Annotated in this window: 17 protein-coding genes; 9 read left to right on the top strand and 8 right to left on the bottom strand. The window is 60.8% G+C overall.

Translation table 11 applies throughout. The annotated features are described in order from the left end of the window. The first annotated feature begins 16 nt into the window (after positions 1–16). From F3I15_RS00155 to F3I15_RS00145, 3 genes are read left to right on the top strand one after another with little or no spacing between them, the layout of a single operon-like run. Positions 17–1,333: an SrfA family protein gene (locus tag F3I15_RS00155; RefSeq protein WP_150016093.1), complete on the top strand. Its 1,317-nt coding sequence runs from the start codon at positions 17–19 to the stop codon at positions 1,331–1,333. 2 nt (positions 1,334–1,335) lie between these two features. Continuing rightward, positions 1,336–4,278: a virulence factor SrfB gene (locus tag F3I15_RS00150; protein WP_150016092.1), complete on the top strand. Its 2,943-nt coding sequence runs from the start codon at positions 1,336–1,338 to the stop codon at positions 4,276–4,278. Continuing rightward, complete coding sequence (locus tag F3I15_RS00145) at positions 4,275–6,641, top strand: virulence factor SrfC family protein (RefSeq protein WP_150016091.1); 2,367 nt, start codon at positions 4,275–4,277, stop codon at positions 6,639–6,641. Before F3I15_RS00150 ends, F3I15_RS00145 begins: the two co-directional genes overlap by 4 nt. On the opposite strand, the gene F3I15_RS00140 is transcribed toward F3I15_RS00145, so the two are convergent. The 3 genes from F3I15_RS00140 to F3I15_RS00130 all read right to left on the bottom strand — a co-directional run bounded on the left by F3I15_RS00140 (position 6,642) and on the right by F3I15_RS00130 (position 7,810). Continuing rightward, positions 6,642–6,911, bottom strand: a complete 270-nt coding sequence (locus F3I15_RS00140) for a barstar family protein (protein WP_150016090.1) — start codon at positions 6,909–6,911, stop codon at positions 6,642–6,644. Between the two features lie 2 nt (positions 6,912–6,913). After that, a complete protein-coding gene (locus F3I15_RS00135; RefSeq protein ID WP_150016089.1) occupies positions 6,914–7,375 on the bottom strand; it encodes a ribonuclease domain-containing protein in 462 nt (153 codons plus the stop codon). 87 nt (positions 7,376–7,462) lie between these two features. Further along, on the bottom strand, positions 7,463–7,810 hold the full coding sequence (locus F3I15_RS00130) for a helix-turn-helix domain-containing protein (protein WP_039384236.1): 348 nt from the start codon (positions 7,808–7,810) through the stop codon (positions 7,463–7,465). 288 nt (positions 7,811–8,098) lie between these two features. Between F3I15_RS00130 and F3I15_RS00125 the strand changes: the two genes are divergently transcribed. Both F3I15_RS00125 and F3I15_RS00120 read left to right on the top strand, forming a co-directional pair. Next, entirely contained in the window at positions 8,099–9,250 is a 1,152-nt protein-coding gene (locus F3I15_RS00125; protein WP_150016088.1) for an efflux RND transporter periplasmic adaptor subunit, read from the top strand. Between the two features lie 15 nt (positions 9,251–9,265). Continuing rightward, positions 9,266–12,418 carry an efflux RND transporter permease subunit gene (locus tag F3I15_RS00120; RefSeq protein WP_150016087.1) on the top strand — a complete coding sequence of 1,051 codons (3,153 nt, stop codon included), beginning with the start codon at positions 9,266–9,268 and terminating at the stop codon, positions 12,416–12,418. A gap of 82 nt (positions 12,419–12,500) precedes the next feature. On the opposite strand, the gene F3I15_RS00115 is transcribed toward F3I15_RS00120, so the two are convergent. Beyond that, positions 12,501–12,986: an Rrf2 family transcriptional regulator gene (locus F3I15_RS00115; RefSeq protein ID WP_039384233.1), complete on the bottom strand. Its 486-nt coding sequence runs from the start codon at positions 12,984–12,986 to the stop codon at positions 12,501–12,503. Between the two features lie 159 nt (positions 12,987–13,145). Beyond that, on the bottom strand, positions 13,146–14,345 hold the full coding sequence (locus F3I15_RS00110; protein ID WP_150016086.1) for an MFS transporter: 1,200 nt from the start codon (positions 14,343–14,345) through the stop codon (positions 13,146–13,148). A gap of 201 nt (positions 14,346–14,546) precedes the next feature. On the opposite strand from F3I15_RS00110, the gene tus reads away from it, so the two are divergent. Beyond that, on the top strand, positions 14,547–15,476 hold the full coding sequence (tus, locus tag F3I15_RS00105) for a DNA replication terminus site-binding protein (protein ID WP_039384232.1): 930 nt from the start codon (positions 14,547–14,549) through the stop codon (positions 15,474–15,476). A gap of 23 nt (positions 15,477–15,499) precedes the next feature. Here tus and fumC read toward each other — a convergent pair whose 3' ends face one another. After that, a complete protein-coding gene (fumC, locus tag F3I15_RS00100; RefSeq protein WP_150016085.1) occupies positions 15,500–16,897 on the bottom strand; it encodes a class II fumarate hydratase in 1,398 nt (465 codons plus the stop codon). A gap of 191 nt (positions 16,898–17,088) precedes the next feature. Here fumC and manA point away from each other — a divergent pair, with 191 nt between their 5' ends. From manA to add, 3 genes are all read left to right on the top strand, one after another. Further along, positions 17,089–18,273: a mannose-6-phosphate isomerase gene (gene manA / locus F3I15_RS00095; protein WP_150016084.1), complete on the top strand. Its 1,185-nt coding sequence runs from the start codon at positions 17,089–17,091 to the stop codon at positions 18,271–18,273. A gap of 119 nt (positions 18,274–18,392) precedes the next feature. Then, entirely contained in the window at positions 18,393–19,892 is a 1,500-nt protein-coding gene (locus F3I15_RS00090; protein ID WP_150016083.1) for a YdgA family protein, read from the top strand. Positions 19,893–20,046: 154 nt separating this feature from the next. Next, positions 20,047–21,045 (top strand): adenosine deaminase, encoded by a 999-nt coding sequence (gene add, locus F3I15_RS00085; protein ID WP_150016614.1) that lies wholly within the window; start codon positions 20,047–20,049, stop codon positions 21,043–21,045. 37 nt (positions 21,046–21,082) lie between these two features. Here the strand turns inward: add and F3I15_RS00080 are convergent, their stop codons facing one another. Both F3I15_RS00080 and araC read right to left on the bottom strand, forming a co-directional pair. Next, complete coding sequence (locus tag F3I15_RS00080) at positions 21,083–22,123, bottom strand: oxidoreductase (protein WP_150016082.1); 1,041 nt, start codon at positions 22,121–22,123, stop codon at positions 21,083–21,085. A 65-nt stretch (positions 22,124–22,188) separates the two neighbouring features. Further along, complete coding sequence (araC, locus tag F3I15_RS00075) at positions 22,189–23,112, bottom strand: arabinose operon transcriptional regulator AraC (protein ID WP_150016081.1); 924 nt, start codon at positions 23,110–23,112, stop codon at positions 22,189–22,191. Positions 23,113–23,129 lie beyond the last annotated feature (17 nt).

The following is a 23,129-nucleotide window of genomic DNA, read 5'->3' as shown; positions in this document are numbered from 1 at the left end:
CGATAAGGGCCAACGAGTGGCAAAAACTTTTCTGCGCAGCGGCAAGCTGGATTCGGTACTGGCTCTGGGTGAGAGCGGCCAGCCGGTATGGATCTCCGCGCTGCAAATTCGCGAAACGCTGCGGCTGCGTCATCAGGATGCACTCGCCGGCTGTCTCGCTATTCCGCAAGCCAGCGACAGCGGCGATCGCCTTGACTGGTATGCCCCCCACGCGGGTAAGGTCAAATCCTGGCTCGCCGCCAGCGACAGCGAGCGGCGCCGGGCGCTGGAGCTGCTGACGCAGTACCAGCAGGCGCTGCAGGCGCTGAGCGAACGCGCGCGCGCGGCGGACAAGCCGGCGCTGCGTCTGTTTGGTGCGCTGCTGAGCAAAAGCTTTCAGTTTCCCGATCAGCAATATGTCTATCTGGTTGACGCTAAACCGGTGATCACCTTCTGGGGATTTGTGGATCCGCTGGCACGCACGCGCGATGACGCCCTTGCCTGCCTGCGCGATACGCTGGAGCTGACGCTGCCGGCGCTGGTGGCAGAGCCTGAGCCCCCGGTCATACCGGAGCCGGTGCGTGCTGAACCGGTGGCTGAGCCCGAGCCCGAACCTGAAGCCGCTGCGGTGTCTGAGCCGGAACCGCCTGAGGCACCGCCGGCAGCAGAACCGGCAGCGCCCGCTCCGGTTCGTCGCCCCTCCCGCCTGCGCCCGCTCGCCCTGCTGCTGCCGGCGGCGGCAGTTGCCGCGGGCGTCACGCTGTGGATGCAGCACAGCGAAACGCCCGCGCCCGCAGCTGACCTGACGGCAGCCGTGGCCCCCGCCCCGGTCAGCGCGCCGGTTCTGCCGGGCGTGCTGGTCAAAGCCGCGACGCTCTCCGCGACGCTGCCGCAGCGTATGGCCGCGGCTCCCGCGGCACCGGCGGAGGCCGCACCGCCAGAAATTGTGGCGGAACATACCGAGGCGGCAAAGGCGGATGATCTGATCATGACCACGGATGACGCCCGCCTCGGCTCGGTGAAATTTATCGACGGCACCTGGCGCGTGACGCTGCGGCAGACCAACCTGCCTACCGGCAAACCACCCAGCCTGCGTTATAAGATCCGCAATGGCAAAGGCACCGCCTGGATCAGTCAGGGCGACAATATTCGCTGTAAAGCGGATATCACCGCCGCGATGACCAGCGCCGGAACCATGGTGGTGCGCAGCCGCTATACCGCCAGCTGCAGCGACAAGTCGCGCTATCGTATGCCGGAGCTGATCTGCAAAGCGGGCGACGGTATTGCCAGCTGTAACGCACAGTATGGGGCCGAGCAGGCCTTCCCGTTGACGATTAAGCGTGAGAGTAAGTAACCATGTTGGCTCCTCTGATTGATGACAAACAGAAAATCACGCTGATTGAAGCGAGCGGCGTGCAGTTTCTCGATTTTGGCCTGCGCCTGCCCTCCGCCCAGGCGCGCCGCCAGTTTGTGCGCCAGACCGCCAACGGTCCGCTGCTGCGCCTGCACGTCGATGGCAATAACGGTAAATTCCTGCTCTACCCGGAGGAGGGCGGCGCGGCCGAAGTGGTACGCCCGGAGTCAGATGTCGCCCTGACCGACTCCCTCGCCCTGCTGGCTAATCAGTGGCTGCCGCTGCCGGTGCTGCGCTGCACCAGCGGTCGCCGCTTTATCGGCGGTCCCGATAACTGGGCGCGCGCCCGCCTTGCGCCGCTCAGCGAACCGGATGCAGTGGGCCATACGCACCGCATTACCCTCGCCTTTGACACCCGGCTGGTGCCGGAAGCAGAAGGCGGTGAAGAGCTCGGTCTGAGCGCGGCCGACGCGCAGAACGGCGTGAGTTTTGCGCTGGCGTGGCACAACTATGAGCTGGGCGAGTTTCTCGACCTGACCTGGGTCGACGGCTGGCTGCGTGAGACCTTTGTGCAGCGGGCGGTTGCGCTGGAATCGCGCGGGGAGCTGGCGCTGACGCAGGCGCTGCGCGAGTTTGAGTATCAGGCGCACTATCTCAATCTGCTGGAGCTGCTGGGCGAACAGCTCGACCTGGCGGAGATCGCTATTCAGGCGGCGTCGCTGCAAACTCCGGCGGTCAGTGTGGATCTCATTCTCGATGTCGGCAACTCGCATACCTGCGGCATTCTGGTGGAAGATCACCCGGAAGAGAGCAACGGCCTGCGTCAGACGTATGAGATGCAGCTGCGCGATTTATCACAGCCGCACCGCGTCTATAACGAACTGTTCGACAGCCGGCTGGAGTTCGCAGAGGCGAGCTTTGGCAAAGCGAGTTTCTCGCTGCAGAGCGGGCGCGATAACGCATTTATGTGGCCCTCGCTGACCCGCGTAGGGCGCGAAGCGAGCCGTCTGGCGCTGCAGCGCGCCGGCACAGAAGGCAGCACCGGTATCTCCAGCCCGCGGCGTTATCTGTGGGATGAGGCGCGCTATCAGCCAGGCTGGCGCTTTAACGCTGGCGGTCAGAGCGAAGAGGCGCAGGCTATTGCGCTGCCCTTTACGCTGATGATCAATGATGAGGGAGAACCGCTGCGGGCGCTGGCTGAAGAAGATCGCCTGCCGGTGTTTTCCGCCAGCTACAGCCGCAGCGCGCTGATGACCTTTATGCTTTGCGAGCTGCTGGCGCAGGCGATGATGCAGATGAACAGCGTGGCACAGCGCCAGCGCATGCCGCAGAGCCAGGCGCCGCGCCAGCTGCGGCATGTGATCCTGACGCTGCCCTCCGCGATGCCCAAGCCGGAGCGGGAGATATTTCGCCGCCGCATGCAGGAAGCGCTCGCCCTGGTGTGGCAGGCTGAGGGGTGGGACGCTGCATCCGCGCAGCGCCCGCTGCCGGATGTGCAGATGGAGTGGGACGAAGCCACCTGCGGCCAGATGGTGTGGCTGTTTAATGAAACGCAGGTGAACTTTGCCGGACGGGCAGAAGATTTTTTCAGCAGTATGGCGCGTCCCGATCGCCCGCGTGAGAGTGACGAGCTGCCGGGCAAAAACCTGCGCATCGCCTCAATCGATATCGGCGGTGGCACCACCGACCTCGCGATCACCCAGTACCGGCTGGATGATGGTCAGGGCAATAATGTGAAAATTACGCCGCGCCTGCTGTTTCGCGAAGGCTTTAAGGTTGCCGGCGATGATATTCTGCTGGATGTGATCCAGCTCTGGATCCTGCCGGCGCTGCAGCAGAGTCTGCAAAAAGCGGGCGTCACCCTGCCCGAGCCGCTGATGCAGAAGCTGTTTGGCCACGACAGCCGGATGGATGGTCAGGCGACGCTGCGTCAGCAGGTCACCCTGCAGCTGTTTATCCCGCTGGCGCAGGCGGTGCTGGAGCGGTATGAGAACTGGGATCCGCTCGACAGCCACAGCGAAATTAACGCCCCGTTTGGCGAACTGGTGCCGCAGCAGCCGGCAGACGCGGTGCTGGCGTTTGTGAATGGCGAAATTCAGCGCACGCTGGGCAGCGAGAGCCGGTTTGATCTGCTGCAGGTGCCGCTGGTTGTCAGTATGGCGCAGCTGCACGGCGAATTTCTGCAGCACCGTATGGCTATTATCCCGGCGCTGCGCGCCATGTGCGAAGTGGTGTCGCTCTATCAGTGTGATGTTCTGCTGCTGACCGGCCGGCCGTCGCGCTTTCCCGGCATCCAGGCACTGGTGCGTCATCTGCAGCCGCTGCCAGGCAGCCGTATCCTCTCGCTGGAGGGGTATCACACCAGCGACTGGTATCCGTTTAATAAACAGGGACGCATCGATAACCCGAAATCAACCGCGGCGGTGGGCGCGATGCTCTGCCTGCTGGCGCTCGATCTGCGTCTCAGCAGCTTCTGGTTCCGGGCCGGTGATTTTGAGCCCTATTCCACCATTCGCTATCTTGGCGTTCTGGATGAAAATGCCACGCTCAGCGATGATAACCTCTGCTACAGCGAAATCGATCTCGACAGCAGCAGTTTTGCCCTGGATCGCAAAAGCAGCTTTCGCATTCGCGGCAATGTCTGCCTCGGTTTTCGTCAGCTGGAGAACGACCGCTGGCCGGCGTCGCCGCTCTACAGCCTGAGCATCACCGACCCGCAGCTGGCGCGTAAAGTTGCGGGTGAAAGCGTGCTGCGTATTAAACTGGCAGCAGAGCCGGGACCGGATAATAACGGGCCGGAGCGGCTGATCCTCAGCGACGCGCGGCTGGATGATGGCACGCGGGTGCCGCTGGAGCAGCTGAGCCTGAAGCTCAATACCCTTTCCGGCAGCGGCAATGCCAACGCGCAATACTGGATTGACAGCGGGAGCGTCTGTAAACGATGAGAACGACCAGAAAAACCACCGCCACCCCGGCCAGGCGACTGAGCCTGCTGCGGGAAACGCTGGACAGCGCGCTCGGCTGGATCGATGCCCAGCAGCCGCACTCGCCACGCCTGGCGCTGGAAGCGGATACGCTGCGCCTGCAGCTGCGCCGCGCGCGCGCTGAGAGCCAGGCGCTGGCGCTGCAGCTGGCGCGCCCGGTTACGCTGGCGCTGTTTGGGCAGTCGCAGGCGGGTAAAGCCTGGCTGCTGAGTGAAATGGTGGGCGACGCGCAGGGTCAGCTGATGACCCGGCTCAGTGACAAAGTGCTCAACTACTTTCAGCATATCAATCCCGGTAATCTCGATTTCGCTGCGGCCACGCGCTTCAGTCATCAGCGTGAGGCAGCCTCCGGCGTCTGGCCGGTTGAGCTGACGCTGCTTAATGAAGCGGAGCTGATCCGCCTGCTGCTCGCCAGCGCCCGCATTGAGCGTGACGGCGCGGATATCCGCACCATTGAGACCACGCTGCAGCGCCTGCAGCGTCACCGGCTGAACGAGCCGCAGCCTGGCGCAGAGAGCGACGCGCTCATCACCCTGTGGGGATGGAGCCGCCGTCATCGTCGTCACGCTGAAGCGCTGGATCGCCATTTCTGGCCTCAGGCCGCCGAGCTGGCGCCCTGGCTGAGCGTCGATGATCGCGTACAGCTTTATGCCCTGCTCTGGCCCGGCCAGCCCGCCCTGAGCGAGACGCTGCGTCCGCTGCTGCACCTGCTTCAGCAGCTGCGCCACGCGCCGCGCGTGCTGGCCCCGCTTTCGCTGCTGGTAGATGATGCGCAGCTGCCGGCTGAAAAGCTGATTGGTCACGACGCCGATCTGCAGGAGATGATTGAGGTCTGTCCGGTGGTAGCCAGCCGCAGCGGTAAGCCACAGCGGGTCGCGCTCGGCGAGCTGGCGCTGCTGACGCTGGAGCTGACCATACCGCTCAGCTCCACGCCGCGTCAGGCGCTCTATGATGAGGCGGACATGCTGGATCTGCCTGCACCCGGCACGCTTCCCGATCGCCAGCTGCAGGAGGAGCAGGCACAATTGCGTCTGCGCGATCCGCTGCGTGCGCAGCTGCTGGAGCAGAAGCGCGCCCTGCTGCCCGGTTTTTACGCCACGCGCCAGGGTATTGACCTGATGCTGATCTGCACCGCCGCCAGCCAGCGGCACGACGCCGATCCCGCCGCCAGCGCGCTGCGCGAATGGCAGATGCAGCAGAACGCAAGCAGCGGCAGCGAAAAACCGCGTCTGATCTGGGCGATAACCCCTTACGATGCGCGCTATCAGGCGCAGCAGATCAATGTTGATGAGGCGGTACAGCGTCAGATCGGCCAGCCGGGTCAGAGCTGGGGCTCAATGCTGGCGCAGGATCGCGCTGGCGTCGATCGCATGAGCAGCTGGCTGCAGGAGGAGATGCAGCCCGAGGCGCGTCGCGACCGTCTGGCGCTGCTGACGGGCGCGCTGCAGCAGAAAGTTGCGGCCCGGCTGCAGCCGTGGACAGAAGCGAGCGCCTCACCCGAGCAGGCGCTGCGTAAGCAGACCATCGCCGATACGCTGCTGAAATGTCTGCAGCACCGCACCGGCCTGCACGGTGAGCTGCTGGAGCGGCTGCAGCCGTCGCGTGATGCCGTGCGCCAGCTCTGGCTGAGTCAGAGCAGCGGCGCGGTAACGGCGGCGCACAGCGGCAAGCCCGCTGCGGAGCAAAGCTATTTTGGTATCGGCTTTGAATTCGATCTGTTCAGCGACGCGCCCGCTCCCGCCGGCGAGCCGCAGCATACGAGCGTCCGCAGCGATCAGCAGTTTCCGCAGCAGGTTCTGACGCTGTGGCTGGCGCATCTGCGTCAGCTGCCTGAGAACCGCAGCCTGCTGGCGCTGCTGAACGTCGACAAGTCCACCATGGAGCTGCTGACTGAGGAGCTGATTGCGGCCAGTTTTCGTCTTAAGCTGCTGGCAAGGCTGCAGAGCGCGCTGAATGAGCCGGACAGCAGCACGCATGAAGCACGCACCGATCGTCAGGTTTCGCGCGCCATGACGGTGCTGGGTGATTTTGTCGCCTGGCTCGGTTTTTTACAGCGCCCGGAGAGCGAGCGGCCTGAAAGCCGCGTAAACCGGGGGCAGACGATTTTCTCCCGTCCGCCCGCGCCGAGCGTCAGCTTCTCGTCAGGCCAGCGCCTGACGCGGCTGACGGCTGCGCCCGCTAATCATACGGCGTTCTATATCTATGACTGGCTGGTCGGACTCAACCAGCTGATTGTGGAGAATAATGGCTATACGGGCGGTAGCGATCTGCCCGCCGGCGCGCGGCAGACGCTGTCGGTGCTGCTGCTGCCGCTGCACGCCTGATCAGCGCCAGACCAGGCGCAGCTCGCCCTCCAGCAGCTGCGCCGCCTCCTCAAGCAGCGCCAGAACCGGCGCAAACTCCGCCTGCTGCGCAGCCTGCTCTGCATGTATCAGGCAGAGCGTTGCCGGCAGCGCCATGCCGCCGGTCAGCCAGTCCCACAGCGCGTCCAGATTTTCGCCCGCAGCAGCAGGCGCACCGCTCTGCGCATTCAGCGCCTGATAAAACGCCGCGCGATCGCGCAGCGTGGCGAAGTCGATATGTATAGTCAGCACGCTCAGTGCACCTTTCTGAAACTGCGATAGTGATCGCGCGTGAGGTAGATCAGCCCGTCGGAGGAGTAGATCAGACGGTCAGCGCCGCGTCGCCCGCAGCGGTAATTGACGTCCGCCTCATACCACTGCCGTCCCGCCTGACGCGGCAGCTGCTGTTCGCGATTGCTGAAACGGTCACCGCCGATGGCGCGCCCTGGCAGAACCTCGCACAGATTGCCTTTATCCGGCTCCCATCCCTGACGGCGCGCGGCCGCTTTGGTCAGGTAAAAATCGGGCAGGCGCTGATGCTGTACCAGCCAGTCCGCAACGCGTTCGGCCTGCGTCAGCGCATCAATGGTGGCAGAGGAGGAAGCCGTGACGTGGCCAGCCGTGGGATTGGCAGGCGGCGTGCTAAGCTGTGGTCGCAGCGCGATCCAGCAGACAATGACGATCGCCAGCAGGCCGATCCAGCGTAATGTTGACATTGAGACACCCCTGAAAAAAGGAGGTCAGCATAGCAGATTCAGGCGGGAAATTGACGCGGGCCAGCGTGGCTGGCCCTGGCGGAGAACTTACTGCATGGCACCGGGTGCATGTGAAGCGTGACGACGCCACGCGCCGGGCGCTACGCCATACTGGCGCTTAAAGCTGCGGTTAAACGACTGCTGGGAATCAAAACCCAGCGAAATCGCTACGTTCAGAATAGGCTCGTTGGTCGTGGTGAGCCGGTCCGCTGATTTTTTCAGCTTTTTCGCCCGGATATATTCGCCCAGCGGATAACCGGTGTGCTCTTTGAACATACGCTGCAGGTGCCATTTGGAGTAGCCCGCCCGGTCAGCCACGGTATCAAGATCCAGCCGTGCTTCGATATTGTTATCGATCCAGTCAATCAGATCGTGCATAAATGCGTCGCTCATCATCCCATTCTCTCCCGTCGCCGTTACGAACAGTATCAGTATCAGTTGCAGTTACACTTTAAGGGTGACTGACTATCGCACTTAATGCAAGTTTTATTATTACATTAAATGCCGCACATAAAGCAGGGTTTTTCTCTCTGCGCTGAGCGCCCGTCAGACCGCACATAAAGTGTATCAGATATTCTTGCAGATGCACTTCGCCGCGACCTACACTCCTCCCGATTAATGCAATCGTTAAAGTTGCATATTTTTACGTCGTCTTTCGTGCTTCATCAACGTGGAATAACAATAATGTCCGGAAAAAAAGACAGGGTTCGTCAGGCTATTGGCCTGGCAGGCGCGGCGCTGCTGGCAGGTTTGCTGGCGGGTTGCGATCGCGGCGTGGCGCAAAACGCCCCGCCGCCGCCGGAGGTGAGTGCGGCACAAGTGATCCGGCAGCAGGTCAGCGAATGGGATAACTTCAATGGCCGGATCGAGGCGGTCGAGAGCGTTCAGCTGCGCCCGCGCGTTTCCGGCTATATCGACCGGGTAAACTATCGCGAAGGCGATGAGGTTAAAAAAGGTCAGGTGCTGTTCACCATTGATGACCGCAGCTACCGTGCCGCGCTGGCGCAGGCTGAGGCGCAGCTCGCCGGTGCGCGCACGCAGGCGGCGCTGGCGCGCAGTGAATCGGATCGTACCGATAAGCTGATCAACAGCCAGGTGGTGTCCCGCGAGATCTGGCAGCAGCGTCGTTCGGCCACGCAGCAGGCGCAGGCAAGCGTACTGGCGGCGCAGGCGGCGGTTGATATGGCCCGCCTCAACCTGAGTTTTACCCGCGTGACCGCCCCGATTGATGGCCGCGCCAGCCGCGCGCTGATCACCGCCGGTAATCTGGTCACGGCAGGCGACAGCGCCAGCGTGCTGACCACACTGGTTTCCCAGGATCGGATGTATGTCTGGTTTGATGTCGATGAGGCAACATTTCTGCACTATCAGCAGCTGGCGCGCCAGGGCGAACAGCGCGGCGCCCTGCCGCTGCAGGTTTCCCTGACCGGCGAACACGGCTATCCGCATCGCGGCACGGTGGATTTTCTGGATAACCAGCTTACTGCCAGTACCGGCACCATTCGCATGCGCGCGCTGCTCGATAACCCGCAGCGCGAACTGACGCCGGGGCTGTTTGCCCGCGTCCGGCTGCCGGGTCGTGCCGATTTCACCGCGCTGCTGATTGATGATAAGGCGATTCTCACCGATCAGGACCGCCGCTATGTCTACATTGTTGATGCCGAAGGCAAAGCGCAGCGGCGCGATATCCAGCCTGGCGATCTCTCCGGCGGACTGCGTATTGTTCAGCAGGGTCTGCAGCCAGGCGATCGCGTGATCGTAAACGGTCTGCAAAAAGTCTTTATGCCCGGCATGCCGGTACAGGCTCAGTCAGTCGCGATGCGCCCCGCTCCTTAACCGAGACCCTACTCTATGGATTTCTCTCGTTTTTTTATCGACCGTCCCATTTTTGCGGCGGTGCTGTCGATACTGATTTTTGCCACCGGGTTAATTGCGATCCCGCTGCTGCCAATCAGCGAATATCCGGACGTGGTGCCGCCCAGCGTGCAGGTACGCGCCGAATATCCCGGCGCTAACCCAAAAGCGATCGCGGATTCTGTGGCGACCCCGCTGGAAGAGGCGATCAACGGCGTTGAAAACATGATGTACATGAAGTCGGTGGCTGGCTCCGATGGCGTACTGGTCACCACCGTGACCTTTCGCCCCGGCACCGATCCCGATCGGGCGCAGGTACAGGTGCAGAACCGCGTGGCGCAGGCTGAGGCGCGTCTGCCGGAAGCGGTACGCCAGCTGGGGCTGACCACCCAGAAAATGTCGCCCACGCTGACGCTGGTTGTGCATCTTTTCTCCCCGCACGGCAAGTATGATTCGCTCTACCTGCGCAACTACGCCACTCTGAAGGTGAAAGATGAGCTGGCACGCCTCCCCGGCGTCGGCCAGATTCAGATCTTCGGCGCGGGTGAGTATGCGATGCGCGTCTGGCTCGATCCCAACAAAGTTGCCGCGCGCGGCATGACGGCCGCAGAGGTGATGACCGCCATGCGTGAGCAGAACGTACAGGTTTCCGCCGGACAGCTTGGCGCGGAACCGACCCGCAAAGCCAGCGATTTCCTGCTCTCTATCAATACCCAGGGTCTGCTGGAGAGCGAAGAGCAGTTTGGTGACATCATCCTGAAAAGCACGACTGACGGCTCTCTGGTCCGGCTGCGCGACGTGGCGCGTATTGAAATGGGCTCCGGCAGCTACGCCCTGCGCTCTCAGCTGAATAACAAGGATGCGGTCGGCATCGGTATTTTCCAGGCGCCAGGCGCGAACGCTATCGATCTCTCCGACGCGGTGCGGGCCAAAATGAACGAGCTGGCCACGCGCTTCCCGGAGGATGTGCAATGGGCTGCACCTTACGATCCCACGGTGTTTGTCCGCGACTCAATTCACGCCGTGGTGCAGACGCTGTTTGAAGCCATTGCGCTGGTTGTCCTGGTTGTGATCCTGTTTCTCCAGACCTGGCGCGCGTCGATTATTCCGCTGCTGGCGGTACCGGTTTCCGTGGTTGGCACCTTTAGCGTGCTCTGGCTGCTGGGTTTCTCACTCAATACGCTCAGCCTCTTCGGGCTGGTGCTGGCTATCGGCATCGTGGTGGATGACGCCATCGTGGTGGTGGAGAACGTTGAGCGCAATATCGAACAGGGTCTGACGCCGGTGGTGGCCGCGCACCAGGCGATGCGCGAGGTGTCCGGTCCGATTATCGCCATTGCGCTGGTGCTCTGCGCGGTGTTTGTGCCGATGGCGTTTCTCTCCGGCGTGACCGGGCAGTTCTATAAGCAGTTTGCCGTGACCATCGCTATTTCAACGGTGATCTCCGCCATTAACTCGCTGACGCTCTCGCCGGCGCTGGCGGCTAAGCTGCTGAAAGCCCATGACGCGCCTAAAGATCTGCCGGGCCGGCTGATTGACCGCCTGCTTGGCTGGCTGTTTCGCCCGTTCAACCGCTTTTTCCAGCGCAGTGCAACGGGCTATGAATCCCTGGTGGGCACCACGCTGCGCCGGCGCGGCGCGGTGTTTGCGGTTTATCTGCTGCTACTTGCCGGCGCAGGCCTGCTGTTTCACAGCGTGCCGGGCGGTTTTATTCCCACGCAGGATAAGCTCTATCTGATCGGCGGCGTAAAAATGCCGGAAGGCGCTTCGCTGGCGCGCACCGATGCGGTGATCCGCGAGATGAGCGAGATTGGCATGCATACTGACGGCGTCGCCTATGCGGTTGCGTTTCCCGGCCTGAACGCGCTGCAGTTTACCAATACGCCTAACGCCGGCACGGTGTTTTTTGGCCTGAAACCGTTCAGCGAACGAACGCGCAGCGCGGCAGAGATCAACGCGGAGCTGAATGCAAAAATCGCTAAGATTCAGCAGGGTTTTGGCTTCTCGATTATGCCACCGCCAATTCTGGGCCTGGGCCAGGGATCGGGATATTCGCTTTATGTGCAGGATCGCGGTGGCCTCGGCTATGGCGCACTGCAGGAGGCGATTAACACCCTCTCCGGTGCCGTGATGCAGACGCCGGGCATGATGTTTCCGATCTCCTCCTATCAGGCCAATGTTCCGCAGCTGGATGTGCAGGTCGATCGCGATAAAGCCCGCGCACAGGGCGTGGCGTTACCCGATCTCTTTACCACGCTGCAGGTCTATCTCGGCTCCGCGTACGTGAACGATTTTAATAAGTTTGGCCGTACCTGGCGCGTGATGGCGCAGGCGGACGGTGATTTCCGTGACAGCGTTGAGGATATCACTTTGCTGCGTACCCGTAATGACCGGGGCGAAATGGTGCCGGTCGGCAGCATGGTGCATGTCGCCACCACCTACGGCCCCGATCCGGTGATCCGCTATAACGGCTATCCCGCTGCGGATCTGATTGGCGATGCCGATCCGCGCGTGCTCTCTTCCGCGCAGGCGATGACGCAGCTGGAGATGATGTCAGCGCAGAGGCTGCCCAACGGCATGAATATCGAATGGACTGACCTGAGCTATCAGCAGGCGACCCAGGGCAACAGCGCATTGATCGTTTTCCCGGTTGCGGTCCTGCTGGCGTTTCTGGTACTGGCAGCGCTCTACGAGAGCTGGACGCTGCCGCTGGCGGTGATCCTGATTGTCCCGGTCACCATGCTTTCCGCGCTGGCGGGCGTCTGGCTGACCGGCGGTGACAATAACGTGTTTGTCCAGGTCGGGCTGGTGGTGCTGATGGGGCTGGCGTGCAAAAACGCCATTCTGATTGTGGAGTTTGCACGTGAGCTGGAGATGCAGGGTAAAAGCGTGACCGCTGCCGCGCTGGAGGCGTGTCGTCTGCGCCTGCGGCCGATTGTGATGACCTCAATTGCCTTTATCGCCGGTACGGTTCCGCTGATTCTGGGTGAAGGGGCTGGCGCAGAAGTGCGCGGTGTGACCGGTATAACCGTGTTTGCCGGGATGCTTGGCGTGACCCTGTTTGGCCTGTTCCTGACGCCGGTGTTCTACGTTACGCTGCGCAAGCTGGTAACGCGCCGCACGCGTGCGGAAAGCGCAACGTCACTTTAACAGCGGTACAAATGGAAAAGCCCGGCTGAAGCCGGGCTTTTTTATATCTTCCTGACCGTCGGACGCGCATGCAGCGCCGGTATCAACGGGTTTTCTGGCAGAGCCCGGCGGGTTCAGCATCCGGCAGCGGTTCGCAATTGCTGGTATCGTTGCTTTTCAGTTCGTTCAGCGCATCCGCCACGGTGCGCGTCTCCAGCACTTTCAGCGATGCCTCTTCCGCTTCCTGAGCAATCGATTTGAAATACCAGCAGAGGTTGGCGCTGACCAGACAGCGCGGCGCAACATCCGGCCGCGACGCCCACAGTTTTTTGTCTTCAATGACTGACGTATAGATATCGCGTAGCGTGATCTCCGCTGCGGGCCGGCCCAGGTGAATGGAGCCGGTACGACCCAGCGTCGAAACAATAATGCCGTCGCGCGTCAGCGGAACCATCAGTTTACGAATAAAGCTGGGATTCGCCTCCAGACCATACGCCAGAATAGCGCTGGTCGAGCGTTTTCCCAGTTGCTCCGCCATCGCGACGCTTAAAACCATCTGCAGAGCTGTCGGGAAGCGATAATCTAACATTTCAATATCCTGAGTTGCGGCTTATCTTTTTGTTTTTATAGCGCGTCAATGAGTGAACAATGAGCAATAAATATAACAAACACTGTTGCTTTTTAGAAGCAACCCCCACCGCACAGGGCACGGATTCCCCATCTGCGGCCCGGTTAGCGCACAAGCTGCTTAGTTTTGCACGGACGACGCCTGCGCCGGTAACTGCTGCTTAAGCAGCGCCACCAGCACAACGTTTATACCCGCCAGCCCGCACAGTACCCAGAGGGTCACGTCAGCGCCGGCATGCTCAGCCAGCCAGCCTCCCGCCAGCGGCGTCAGCGCCTGTCCGATCAGCGCCGGGCGCGCCATACGACCGGTGATAACGGCATACTGTTCCGGTCTGACAACGGCCAGCGGCAGCGTACCGCGAACGATGGCCCGCAAACCGTTTCCGGCGCCATACAGTACCATAGCGACCAGCGCCATTGCCGGAAACAGCGCCAGCAGCAGCAGCCCTGCTGCCACCAGTCCCACAGAGAACAGAGCGGTCCATATAGGATGGCTACGCTTAAACATCACATCCAGAAGCCGCGATCCGATCTGACAGGGACCGAGAATGGCGCTCAGCGCCAGCGCTGCGCTCAGCGAATAGCCGCCGGACTGAAGCAGCGTAATAAGCTGAACCGAGATGGCGGTCATAATAACCGAAGCGAGGGTAAAAATGGCGCACAGCAGCCAGAAAAGTCGCGGCGAGAGAGCGCTCTGCAGAGTATCAGAGGCTGCGCCAGTCCGGCCTCCCCTGCTCCCGGTTTGCGCGACCGGCGCCGGCAGCGCATAGCGGTAGGCGGGAAAGACCAGCAGAGTAAGCAGCGCAGCAATGATGAAACAGGCATCACGCCAGCCGGCGAGCGCAATCAGCCATGCTGTTCCCGGCCAGACCAGCGTGGTGCATAAGCCCGAAATCAGCGTTACGCCGGTGATAGCGCTGCGCGCCTGTCCGCCATAGAGCGTGCCGAGCGTTGCAAACAGCGCATCGTAAAGGCTCATGGCCATTCCTGTGCCAATCAGCAGCCATGCGGCAAAAAACCAGCCCGGCTGGTAGCTCAGACCCATAACCACCAGCCCTGACGCCATTACCACACCGCCGCCTGCCAGTATCAGCGGCCCGTAACCACGGGCGATCAGTCGGCCACTGAGTGGCGCCAGCAAGCCCGAGACCAGGATACCGAGCGACAGCGCTCCATAAACCCACTGCTGAGACCAGCCGGTTTCAGCAATAATCGGCGCGGCCATCACTGCCATCAGGTAGAACGACCCACCCCATGAAAGGATCTGGACCGCACCCAGCGTAATAACAGCGGGTATCGCGGGTTTTGAATGATAGTGCACGGGCGCTTTCCGTATCAGGTAAAGCGTTGTTATAACATGGATATTCTGCAGGCTGAACTCTCTTCCTGTCAGGCCAGTGTTGATCTCCGTGGCCTGATCCCGGCAAAAACTGAATTTTATAAGTTTGTTGTAACTAAAATAGAGGCTTGTCAGCGGTGTACGCACAGGTACATTAAGGATGTTGTAACAAAGGAGGAGAGTATGGCTCGCTACGATTTAGTCGCTGACTTACATGAGTGCGTTAATACGCTGGAACAGCGCCTTGGTGCGCTGCGCACCAGCATTGAACAGCAGCCGCTGCTGGTGGCGCGCGTGTTCAGCCTGCCGGCCATTGAAAAAGGTCACGAACATGATGAGATTGATAAAATAGCGGTGACGCAGCACCTGGGCAAAAGCGCGCGCGAGATGGCCCTCACCCACTACTGCCGGCTGTTTATGCAGCATCAGTCAGAAAAGATCAGTACCAAAGCGGCCGTGCGGCTGCCGGGTGCAATCTGTATTGAGGCGGACGAGCAGGCCGCTGAGCAGATCACGCAGCAGGTCAGCGAAATCAACGCGCTCAAACAGCGGCTGGAGCAGCTCATCACCGTGGAGTCCGGCTTGCCGAGCGAAGCCCGCTTTGAATTTGTGCATCAGCATCTGCGCGGGCTGATTACGCTGAACGCCTACCGCAGCGTGCCCCTGCTCAATGCGCCGGATACGCTGCGCTTTGGCTGGGCAAACAAAAACATCATTAAAAATCTGACGCGGGAAGCCGTTATTGAGCAGCTGGAACGCAGCCTGAAAGCGAATCGCGCTCAGGCGCCCTGGACGCGCGAGCAGTGGGCAGAAAAAGTTCAGCTGGAGCTGGAGCTGGTGCGATCGCTGCCCGCAGGCGCAAAGCTGAAAATCAAGCGGCCGGTCAAAGTGCAGCCAATTGCCCGCGTCTGGCGCGCCAGCGAGAAGAAACAGACGCAGCTGGCCTGCCCCTCTCCGCTGCTGGTACTGTGCCGTGACAAAACGCAGGTGCCGGTACTGGGCGAACTGCTGGATTATGATGCAGAGAATATCGCCCACCGCTATAAACCGCTGGCACAGCCGCTGCATCTGATCATCCCGCGCCTGCACCTCTGGAGCGACCGCCTCGCCTGACGAAACGGCCGCCACCTGCAGGATTACGCTTTCATGCTGCCAACCATCTCTTCCGGGCGCACCCAGGCATCAAACTGCGCCTCATCGAGATAACCGAGCTGCAGCGCGGCCGCCTTAAGCGTCAGCCCTTCTTTATGGGCCTTTTTAGCAATTTCGGCCGCTTTGTCATAGCCAATGTGCGTGTTCAGCGCGGTCACCAGCATCAGCGACTCATTGAGCAGCTGATCAATACGCTCCCGCACCGGCTCAATACCGGTTGCGCAGTGGTGATTAAAGCTGTCCATGCCGTCGGCCAGCAGCCGTACCGACTGCAGGAAGTTATGGATGACCATAGGCCGGAATACGTTCAGCTCAAAGTTGCCGGATGCACCGCCCATATTGATCGCTACGTCGTTACCCAGCACCTGACAGCAGAGCATGGTCATCGCCTCGCACTGGGTCGGATTGACTTTGCCCGGCATAATGGAGCTGCCCGGCTCATTTTCCGGGATGCTGATTTCGCCGATGCCGCAGCGCGGGCCGGATGAGAGCCAGCGAACGTCGTTGGCAATTTTCATCAGCGACGCCGCCAGACCTTTCAGCGCACCGTGCGCGTGTACCAGCGCATCGCAGGTCGCCAGCGCTTCAAATTTGTTGGGTGCGGTGATAAATGGCTGACCGGTCAGCGCGGCCAGCGCCTGCGCCACGCGGACGGCATATTCAGGATGCGTATTCAGGCCGGTGCCTACGGCGGTGCCGCCCAGCGCCAGCTCAGTCAGATGGGGAATGCTGTTTTCAACGTGCTTCAGATTATGCTCCAGCATCGCCACCCAGCCTGAGATCTCCTGCCCCAGCGTCAGCGGCGTGGCATCCTGCAGGTGCGTACGGCCAATTTTCACAATATCGCTGAATGCATCCGCTTTACCGGCCAGCGTGCTTTTCAGCACCTTCAGCTGCGGAATGAGCTGCTCGCGCAGTGCCGTAACGGCCGCCACGTGCATAGCGGTAGGAAAAACGTCGTTAGAGCTCTGGCTTTTGTTGACATCATCATTAGGGTGCACCAGCCGCGCCATACCGCGCTCGCCGCCGAGGATCTCGCTCGCGCGGTTAGCCAGTACTTCATTCATATTCATATTGGTCTGCGTGCCGGAGCCGGTCTGCCAGATTGCCAGCGGAAAATGATCGGCGTGCTGGTTTGCCAGTACTTCATCCGCCGCGCGGATAATTGCTGTCGCGCGATCGTCCGGCAGCAGCTGCAGATCGCGGTTAACCTCTGCCGCTGCCCGCTTGGTCTGCGCCAGGGCGCGGACCAGCTCAACCGGCATTTTCTCGGTTGAGATGCGAAAATGCTCCAGCGAGCGTTGCGTCTGTGCGCCCCAGAGTTTATCTGCCGGCACATCAACAGGACCCATTGAATCTTTTTCAGTGCGACTGGCTGCCATAGCCCTCTTCTCCTTTCTCAGTAATGAAAGCAATCCCCGGGCGCGGTCTCTTACCGCCCCGCTTCAGGCCGGATTGTTATCCGAATCAATAAAACAGTATGCGGGCACATCGCGTTTCCTGCACACAGGTCGCGCTAATTGCTGAAATTTTCTGCTTTACTGGGCAATAACTGTTCAGCTGAGGGTGCAACATGCATAAATTGAACAACTCACTGCAGTACTACGACTGGGGCAGCACAACGGCGTTAACGGAGCTTTATGGTATTGCCGATCCGCAGGGCCGGCCGCTGGCAGAGCTGTGGATGGGCGCGCATCCGAAAAGCCCGTCCACGCTGATTGTTGACGGCCGGCACGCTTCGCTGCGCGATCTCATCGCGCGCGATCCGGTCGCCATGCTGGGAAGCGCCGTTGCCAACCGGTTCGGTGAACTGCCGTTTCTGTTCAAAGTGCTCTGCGCGGCGAAAGCGCTCTCGGTGCAGGCACATCCCGATAAGCGCGCAGCTGCCGCCGGTTTTGCCCGTGAAAACGCAGCCGGCATCCCGGTGGATGCGCCGCAGCGCAGCTATAAAGATGCCAGCCATAAACCGGAACTGCTCTATGCGCTGACCCCTTTTCAGGCGCTGAACGGCTTCCGCGAGCGACCCGAAATGGTATCGCTGCTGAGCGCGGTAGCGGGCGCCCATCCGCATATCGGGCACTTTATTGAGCAGGACGGCCCGGACGCCCTTGCCCGCCTGTTTGCCACGCTGTTCTCGCTGCAGGGGGATGAAAAAAGGCGCGCGCTGGCGATCCTCTGTTCAGCGGCTGCGGCGCGCGATGAGGAGCCGTGGCTGACTGTGCGGCAGCTGGCGGCTGATTACCCGGACGATAACGGTCTGTTTGCACCACTGCTGCTTAACCTGCTGCTGCTGCAGCCCGGCGACGCGATGTTTCTCTCTGCCGGCACGCCGCACGCTTACCTGCAGGGCACTGCACTTGAGGTCATGGCTAACTCAGATAATGTGCTGCGCGCCGGCCTGACGCCAAAATTTATCGATATGCCGGAGCTGCTGGCTAACCTGAACTTTACCCCCCGCGCCGCCGATACGCTGCGGCTGCAGCCTGAGCGCGACGCGCAGGCATTCTGTTTTCCGGTGCCGGTCAATGATTTTTCCTTTGCCATCCACCAGCTTTCCGCCGTGGCGCAACCGCTGGCACCGGCCAGCGCCGCCCTGCTGTTCTGTATTGAGGGGGAAGCGCGGCTCGCCAGCGCGGATAGCCAGCTTGTCCTGCAGCCCGGCGAGTCCTGTTTTGTCGCTGCCAGCGAGCCCCCGATTGCGGCCTCAGGCAGCGGACGCCTGGCGCGCGTCTTTAGCATGCTCACTGCAGACGGCTGACGCTGCGCGCGTTAACTGCTATCCTTTCAGACTATTACTTTAAACGCCTGCGGGCGTTTTTCTTCACCCGGCGCGTCACCCCGACGGGACGCGGACGCAAGGATAAGGATGACTCAGCGATGAAAAAGACTCAGGTTGCAGCAGGTGTGATTGTCGCGCTCGGTGTGGTTTGGACCGGCGCAGCGTGGTTTACCGGCAAGCAGATTGAGAGCCACAAGGATGAGATGCTGCAACAGGCCAACAGCCAGATTAACGCCTGGTCCCCCAACAGCCGCCTGACGCTGAGCTATCAGGACTATCAGCGCGGTCTGTTCAGCAGCAGCACGAAACTGGTTATTCAGGCGAGTTCACAAACGGTGGATAATCCGCTGCTTAAGCCGGGCCAGACCATTGTGCTGAATGAGACCATCGATCACGGTCCTTTCCCCTTTGCGCAACTGAAGCGCGGCAACATTCTGCCCGCGATGGCCTCGGTGCATTCCGAGCTTGCTAATACCGATGCGGTGAAAAAGCTGTTCGCGCTGACCGACGGCAAATCACTGGTCGCCGCCGATACGCGCATTGGCTACAGCGGGGCTACCGATACGGCACTGACGCTGTTGCCGGTGGATTACAGCAATGCGCAGACCGGTGACCGGCTGGCCACCAACGGCGGTAAGCTCGACGTCAGCGCCGACAGCAAAGGCGATAAAGTCAGCCTGAAAGGTGAGTTCTCCAGCATTGCCGTTACCAGTAAAAACCAGCTGGAGCAGCCGGTGCTGTTTACGCTTAACGGTCTGGCGCTGGGCGGTGATACTCACCTGAGCCCGGAAGGCGTGCGCGTGGGCGATCAGACCATCACGCTGGATAAACTGGAAGCCAGCATCAACGGCCAGCAGGGAATGACGCTGCAGAAAATCGACGGTAAATCCTCTTTTGACAATAAAGAGGGCAAAATTGGCGGCACTATCGATTATAAAGTGGGTGATATCAACCTGCAGCAGCAGCCGTTTGGTGAAGCGCGCCTGGCGATGAAATTTTCGCAGTTTGATGCGCAGGCGGTGAAAACCTTCTCCGACACCTACAACGCGCAGATGCAGGATCTGCTGCGCCAGCCGGGTGTTGCCGACGATCCGATTCGCTATCAGGCCAGCGTGCAGACCATTCTGCGTAACAACCTGCCGCTGCTGCTGAAAGGCGCGCCGGCGGTCAGCATTGCGCCGCTGAGCTGGAAAAATGATAAGGGTGAGAGCACGTTCAACCTGAACATCGGCTTCAACGATCCCGCTGCCGTCAGCGGCGAGGCGCAGAGCCTGGGTGCTGCGGTAGATCGTATGCTGAAAACGCTGGATGGCAAACTGAATATCAATATGCCAATGGCGACAGAAGCGATGCGTCATGTCGGCCTGGCCGAGGGATATCAGGGCGACGATGCGCAGAAGCTGGCGGATCAGCAGGTTAAAGGCGTGGCGGCGATGGGTCAGATGTTCCGTCTGACGCAGCAGCAGGATAATAACATTGTGACCAGCCTGCAGTATGCAAACGGGCAGGTAACGATGAACGGCGACAAGATGTCACTGGAGCAGTTCCTCTCCCGCTATATGCTGGGTATGCCAACCAGTGAAGGTATGCCGCAGTAACCGGCACTGCGCGCCGCTTCATCCTGCGGGAAGAAGCGGCGCTTTACCGCTTTAATATTCACCATCTGCATCCTGCTTTGCGCAAATCGCTGGCGCAGTTGCGCAAGATATTTTTATAATGCTCTGCACTTTATTCCTGACAAGCGAGTGCGCCATGATCGACCAGCAGCTTCCTCTTACCGATATTCACCGCCACCTTGATGGCAATATCCGCGCCCAAACTATTCTCGATCTCGGCCGCCAGTTTAATCTCTCTCTGCCCGCCAGCTCTCTTGACGCGCTGCGCCCTCACGTGCAGGTCACCGCAAACGAGCCCGATCTGGTGAGTTTTCTGCAAAAGCTCGACTGGGGCGTCAAAGTGCTGGGCGATCTTGACGCCTGCCGCCGCATTGCGCTGGAAAATGTCGAAGATGCGGCGCGTGCCGGTATTCACTATGCAGAACTGCGCTTCTCGCCGGGCTATATGGCGATGACCCATAACCTGCCGGTGGCGGGCGTGACAGAAGCGGTGATTGACGGCGTACGCGCAGGCGTGAAGCAGTACGGTGTGGATGTTAATCTGATTGGCATTATGAGCCGCACCTTTGGCGAAGAGGCGTGCCTGCGCGAGCTGGAAGGATTGCTGGCCCATCGCGACGGCATCACCGCCGTGGATCTGGCCGGCGATGAGCTGGGCTTCCCCGGCAGTGAGTTTCTGAGCCACTTCAACCGGGCGCGTGACGCCGGCTTCCGTATCACCGTACACGCCGGCGAAGCGGCGGGTCCGGAGAGTATCTGGCAGGCGATTCGTGAACTGGGCGCGGAGCGTATCGGTCACGGCGTTAAAGCGATAGAGGATCGCGCGCTGATGGATTTCCTGGCTGAGCAGCGTATCGGCATCGAATCCTGCCTGACCTCAAATATTCAGACCAGCACCGTCTCCTCGCTGGAGAAACACCCGCTGAAAGCGTTTCTGCAGCACGGCATTCTGGCCACGCTGAATACTGACGATCCGGCGGTTCAGGGCGTGGAGCTGGCGCATGAATATGAGGTTGCGGCCCCTGCGGCAGGTCTCACGCCGGCAGAGATCCGCCAGGCGCAGGAGAATGGCGTAGCGATTGCGTTTCTGAGCGAAGCGGAGAAAACGGCGCTGCGCCAGCGCGTAGCGGGCTAAAGCTGAAACACGCGCCGCCGCAGGGCGGCGCGAAACATCAGCGTGGTGACATTGTCTGACGCTTCTCTGCAGACTGCAGACCCAGCTCAATCAGCTCCATGACCTGTATCGCCTCTTCAGCCCGCACCGGGTTCTGCCCCGTGCCGGCTATCGCATCGCGGATTGCCGCATAGTAGGCCGGATAGTTACCCGGCTGCGTCAGCAGCTCCTGTTCTACCAGCATATCGCTTTCTGCCAGCGTCAGCGTGCCGTTGCGCATGTCGTAGCCCCACTCCTGCTGCGGCGGTCTGGCGCCCGATTTCAGACGATCCTCCTGCGGATCGAGGCCATACTTTACGTAGCTGCCACGCGTGCCATGTACCACAAAGCGCGGTGACTCTGCTGCCACCAGCATGCTGGCATGCAGCACCACGCGACGCGTCGGATAGGTCAGCACCGCGTGAAAGTAGTCAGTGGTTTGCGCGCCCGGGCGCAGCTCTGCCATGTCCACATTGATCGCCACCGGCATGCCAAACAGCTGCAGCGCCTGATCCAGCACGTGCGGGCCGAGGTCAAACCAGATACCGCTGCCCGGCCCTTTCATTTCGCGCCAGCGCTGGCGCACTTCCGGGCGGAAGCGGTCAAAATGCGACTCAAGATAGCGTACCTCGCCCAGCGTGCCCTCGCCGAGCAGCGTTTTTAGCGTCAGAAAATCGCTGTCCCAGCGGCGGTTATGGAAGACCGAGAGCAGCAACCCTCTCGATTTTGCCAGCTGATCAAGCTCACGCGCCTGCGAGAGCGTGACGGTAAATGGTTTATCAACAACCACATGCTTGCCGGCATTCAGGGCCGCTTTGGCCAGCGGAAAATGGGTGTCATTGGGGGTGGGGATCACAATCAGCTGCAGGGTGGGATCGTCCAGCAGCGCCTGCGGATCGGCAACGACCTGTACGGAGGGCCAGTCAGCGTGCACTTTACCGGCATCACTGCTGGAGATCGCTGCCAGTTCCATTTCAGCTGTTCCGGCGATTAAGGGGGCATGAAAGGTTTTACTGGCGAAACCATAACCCATCAGGCCGACACGTAGTTTATCGCTCATTCTCACTCCTTTTGTCATATACCCGACTGATTTAAGACGAATCAGCCGGTGAGAACAAGGCGGAATCAGCTGAAAGAGATCGCCCGGCCGGGTTCCGGCCAGTTCTGCTGCGCTTCGAGCGCGTCGTGCGCATCCTGACTGCGGCGGCGGAAATCACTCGGGCTGACGCCTGTGCGTTTACGGAATACGCGCGAAAAGTAGAGCTGATCGTCATAGCCCACCTCCCGCCCCACGGAGGCGATAGGCTCCTGTGTGGTCTGAAGCAGCAGCTTGGCGCGTATCACCCGCTGATCTTCTCGCCAGCGCAGCAGATTGATGCCCATCTGTTCGCGAAACAGATGCGCCAGCCGTGAAGGAGATAAACAGACATGCCGAGCCACCTCTTCAATTTTGACTTCGCTGGCAAGGTGGTTGGTTACGTACTGGCAGGCTTCAATCACGCGCGGATCGCGGATTTGCTGATGGCTGCGCGGATCCTCTTCCACCGCACGCAGCAGCAGACGCTCCAGCAGGTTCATTGCCAGCTCTTCAGCAAAGCGGCGACCGGAATTATGGGTCTGCTCAATACTGGCAAACAGGCGATCGAACTCGCCGCATAACGCTTCGGTCAGACGCAGCCGGCCCACGCCCTGCTTCTGCTCCTGCCACTCCAGCCAATCAATCCAGTAGGCGCGCGGCCGGAAATAGACCCAGCGATGGTGCCAGCACGGGCTATCGGGCGCCCGTCCATAATAATGGGGCGTTTTCGGCTGAAACAGCAGCAGATCGCCCGGCTCACAGTCAAAGGCGGATTCGCCATCAAAGACCCGGCCTTTACCGCGAATGGTGAGGTTAAGAATATAGCCCTTCATCCCCAGCGGACGGTCGATAAAAAAATCGAGCGGCTCCTGCGCGTTAATCGGCGTAAGTCCCGCGACCAGCCAGGCGTTAAACGGGTAGCCCGGCAGCAGGGGGTTCTGTTGTTCACTGGGGGGTTCGCGATGGTACATAGTGCCCTCACTCTCTG

Origin of the sequence: Pantoea sp. M_9, assembly GCF_008631385.1 — a bacterium.
Classification (GTDB): Bacteria; Pseudomonadota; Gammaproteobacteria; order Enterobacterales; family Enterobacteriaceae; genus Pantoea; species Pantoea eucrina.
Note: the sequence above shows the minus strand (reverse complement) of the source record. Positions and strands in the feature narration are given on the sequence as shown.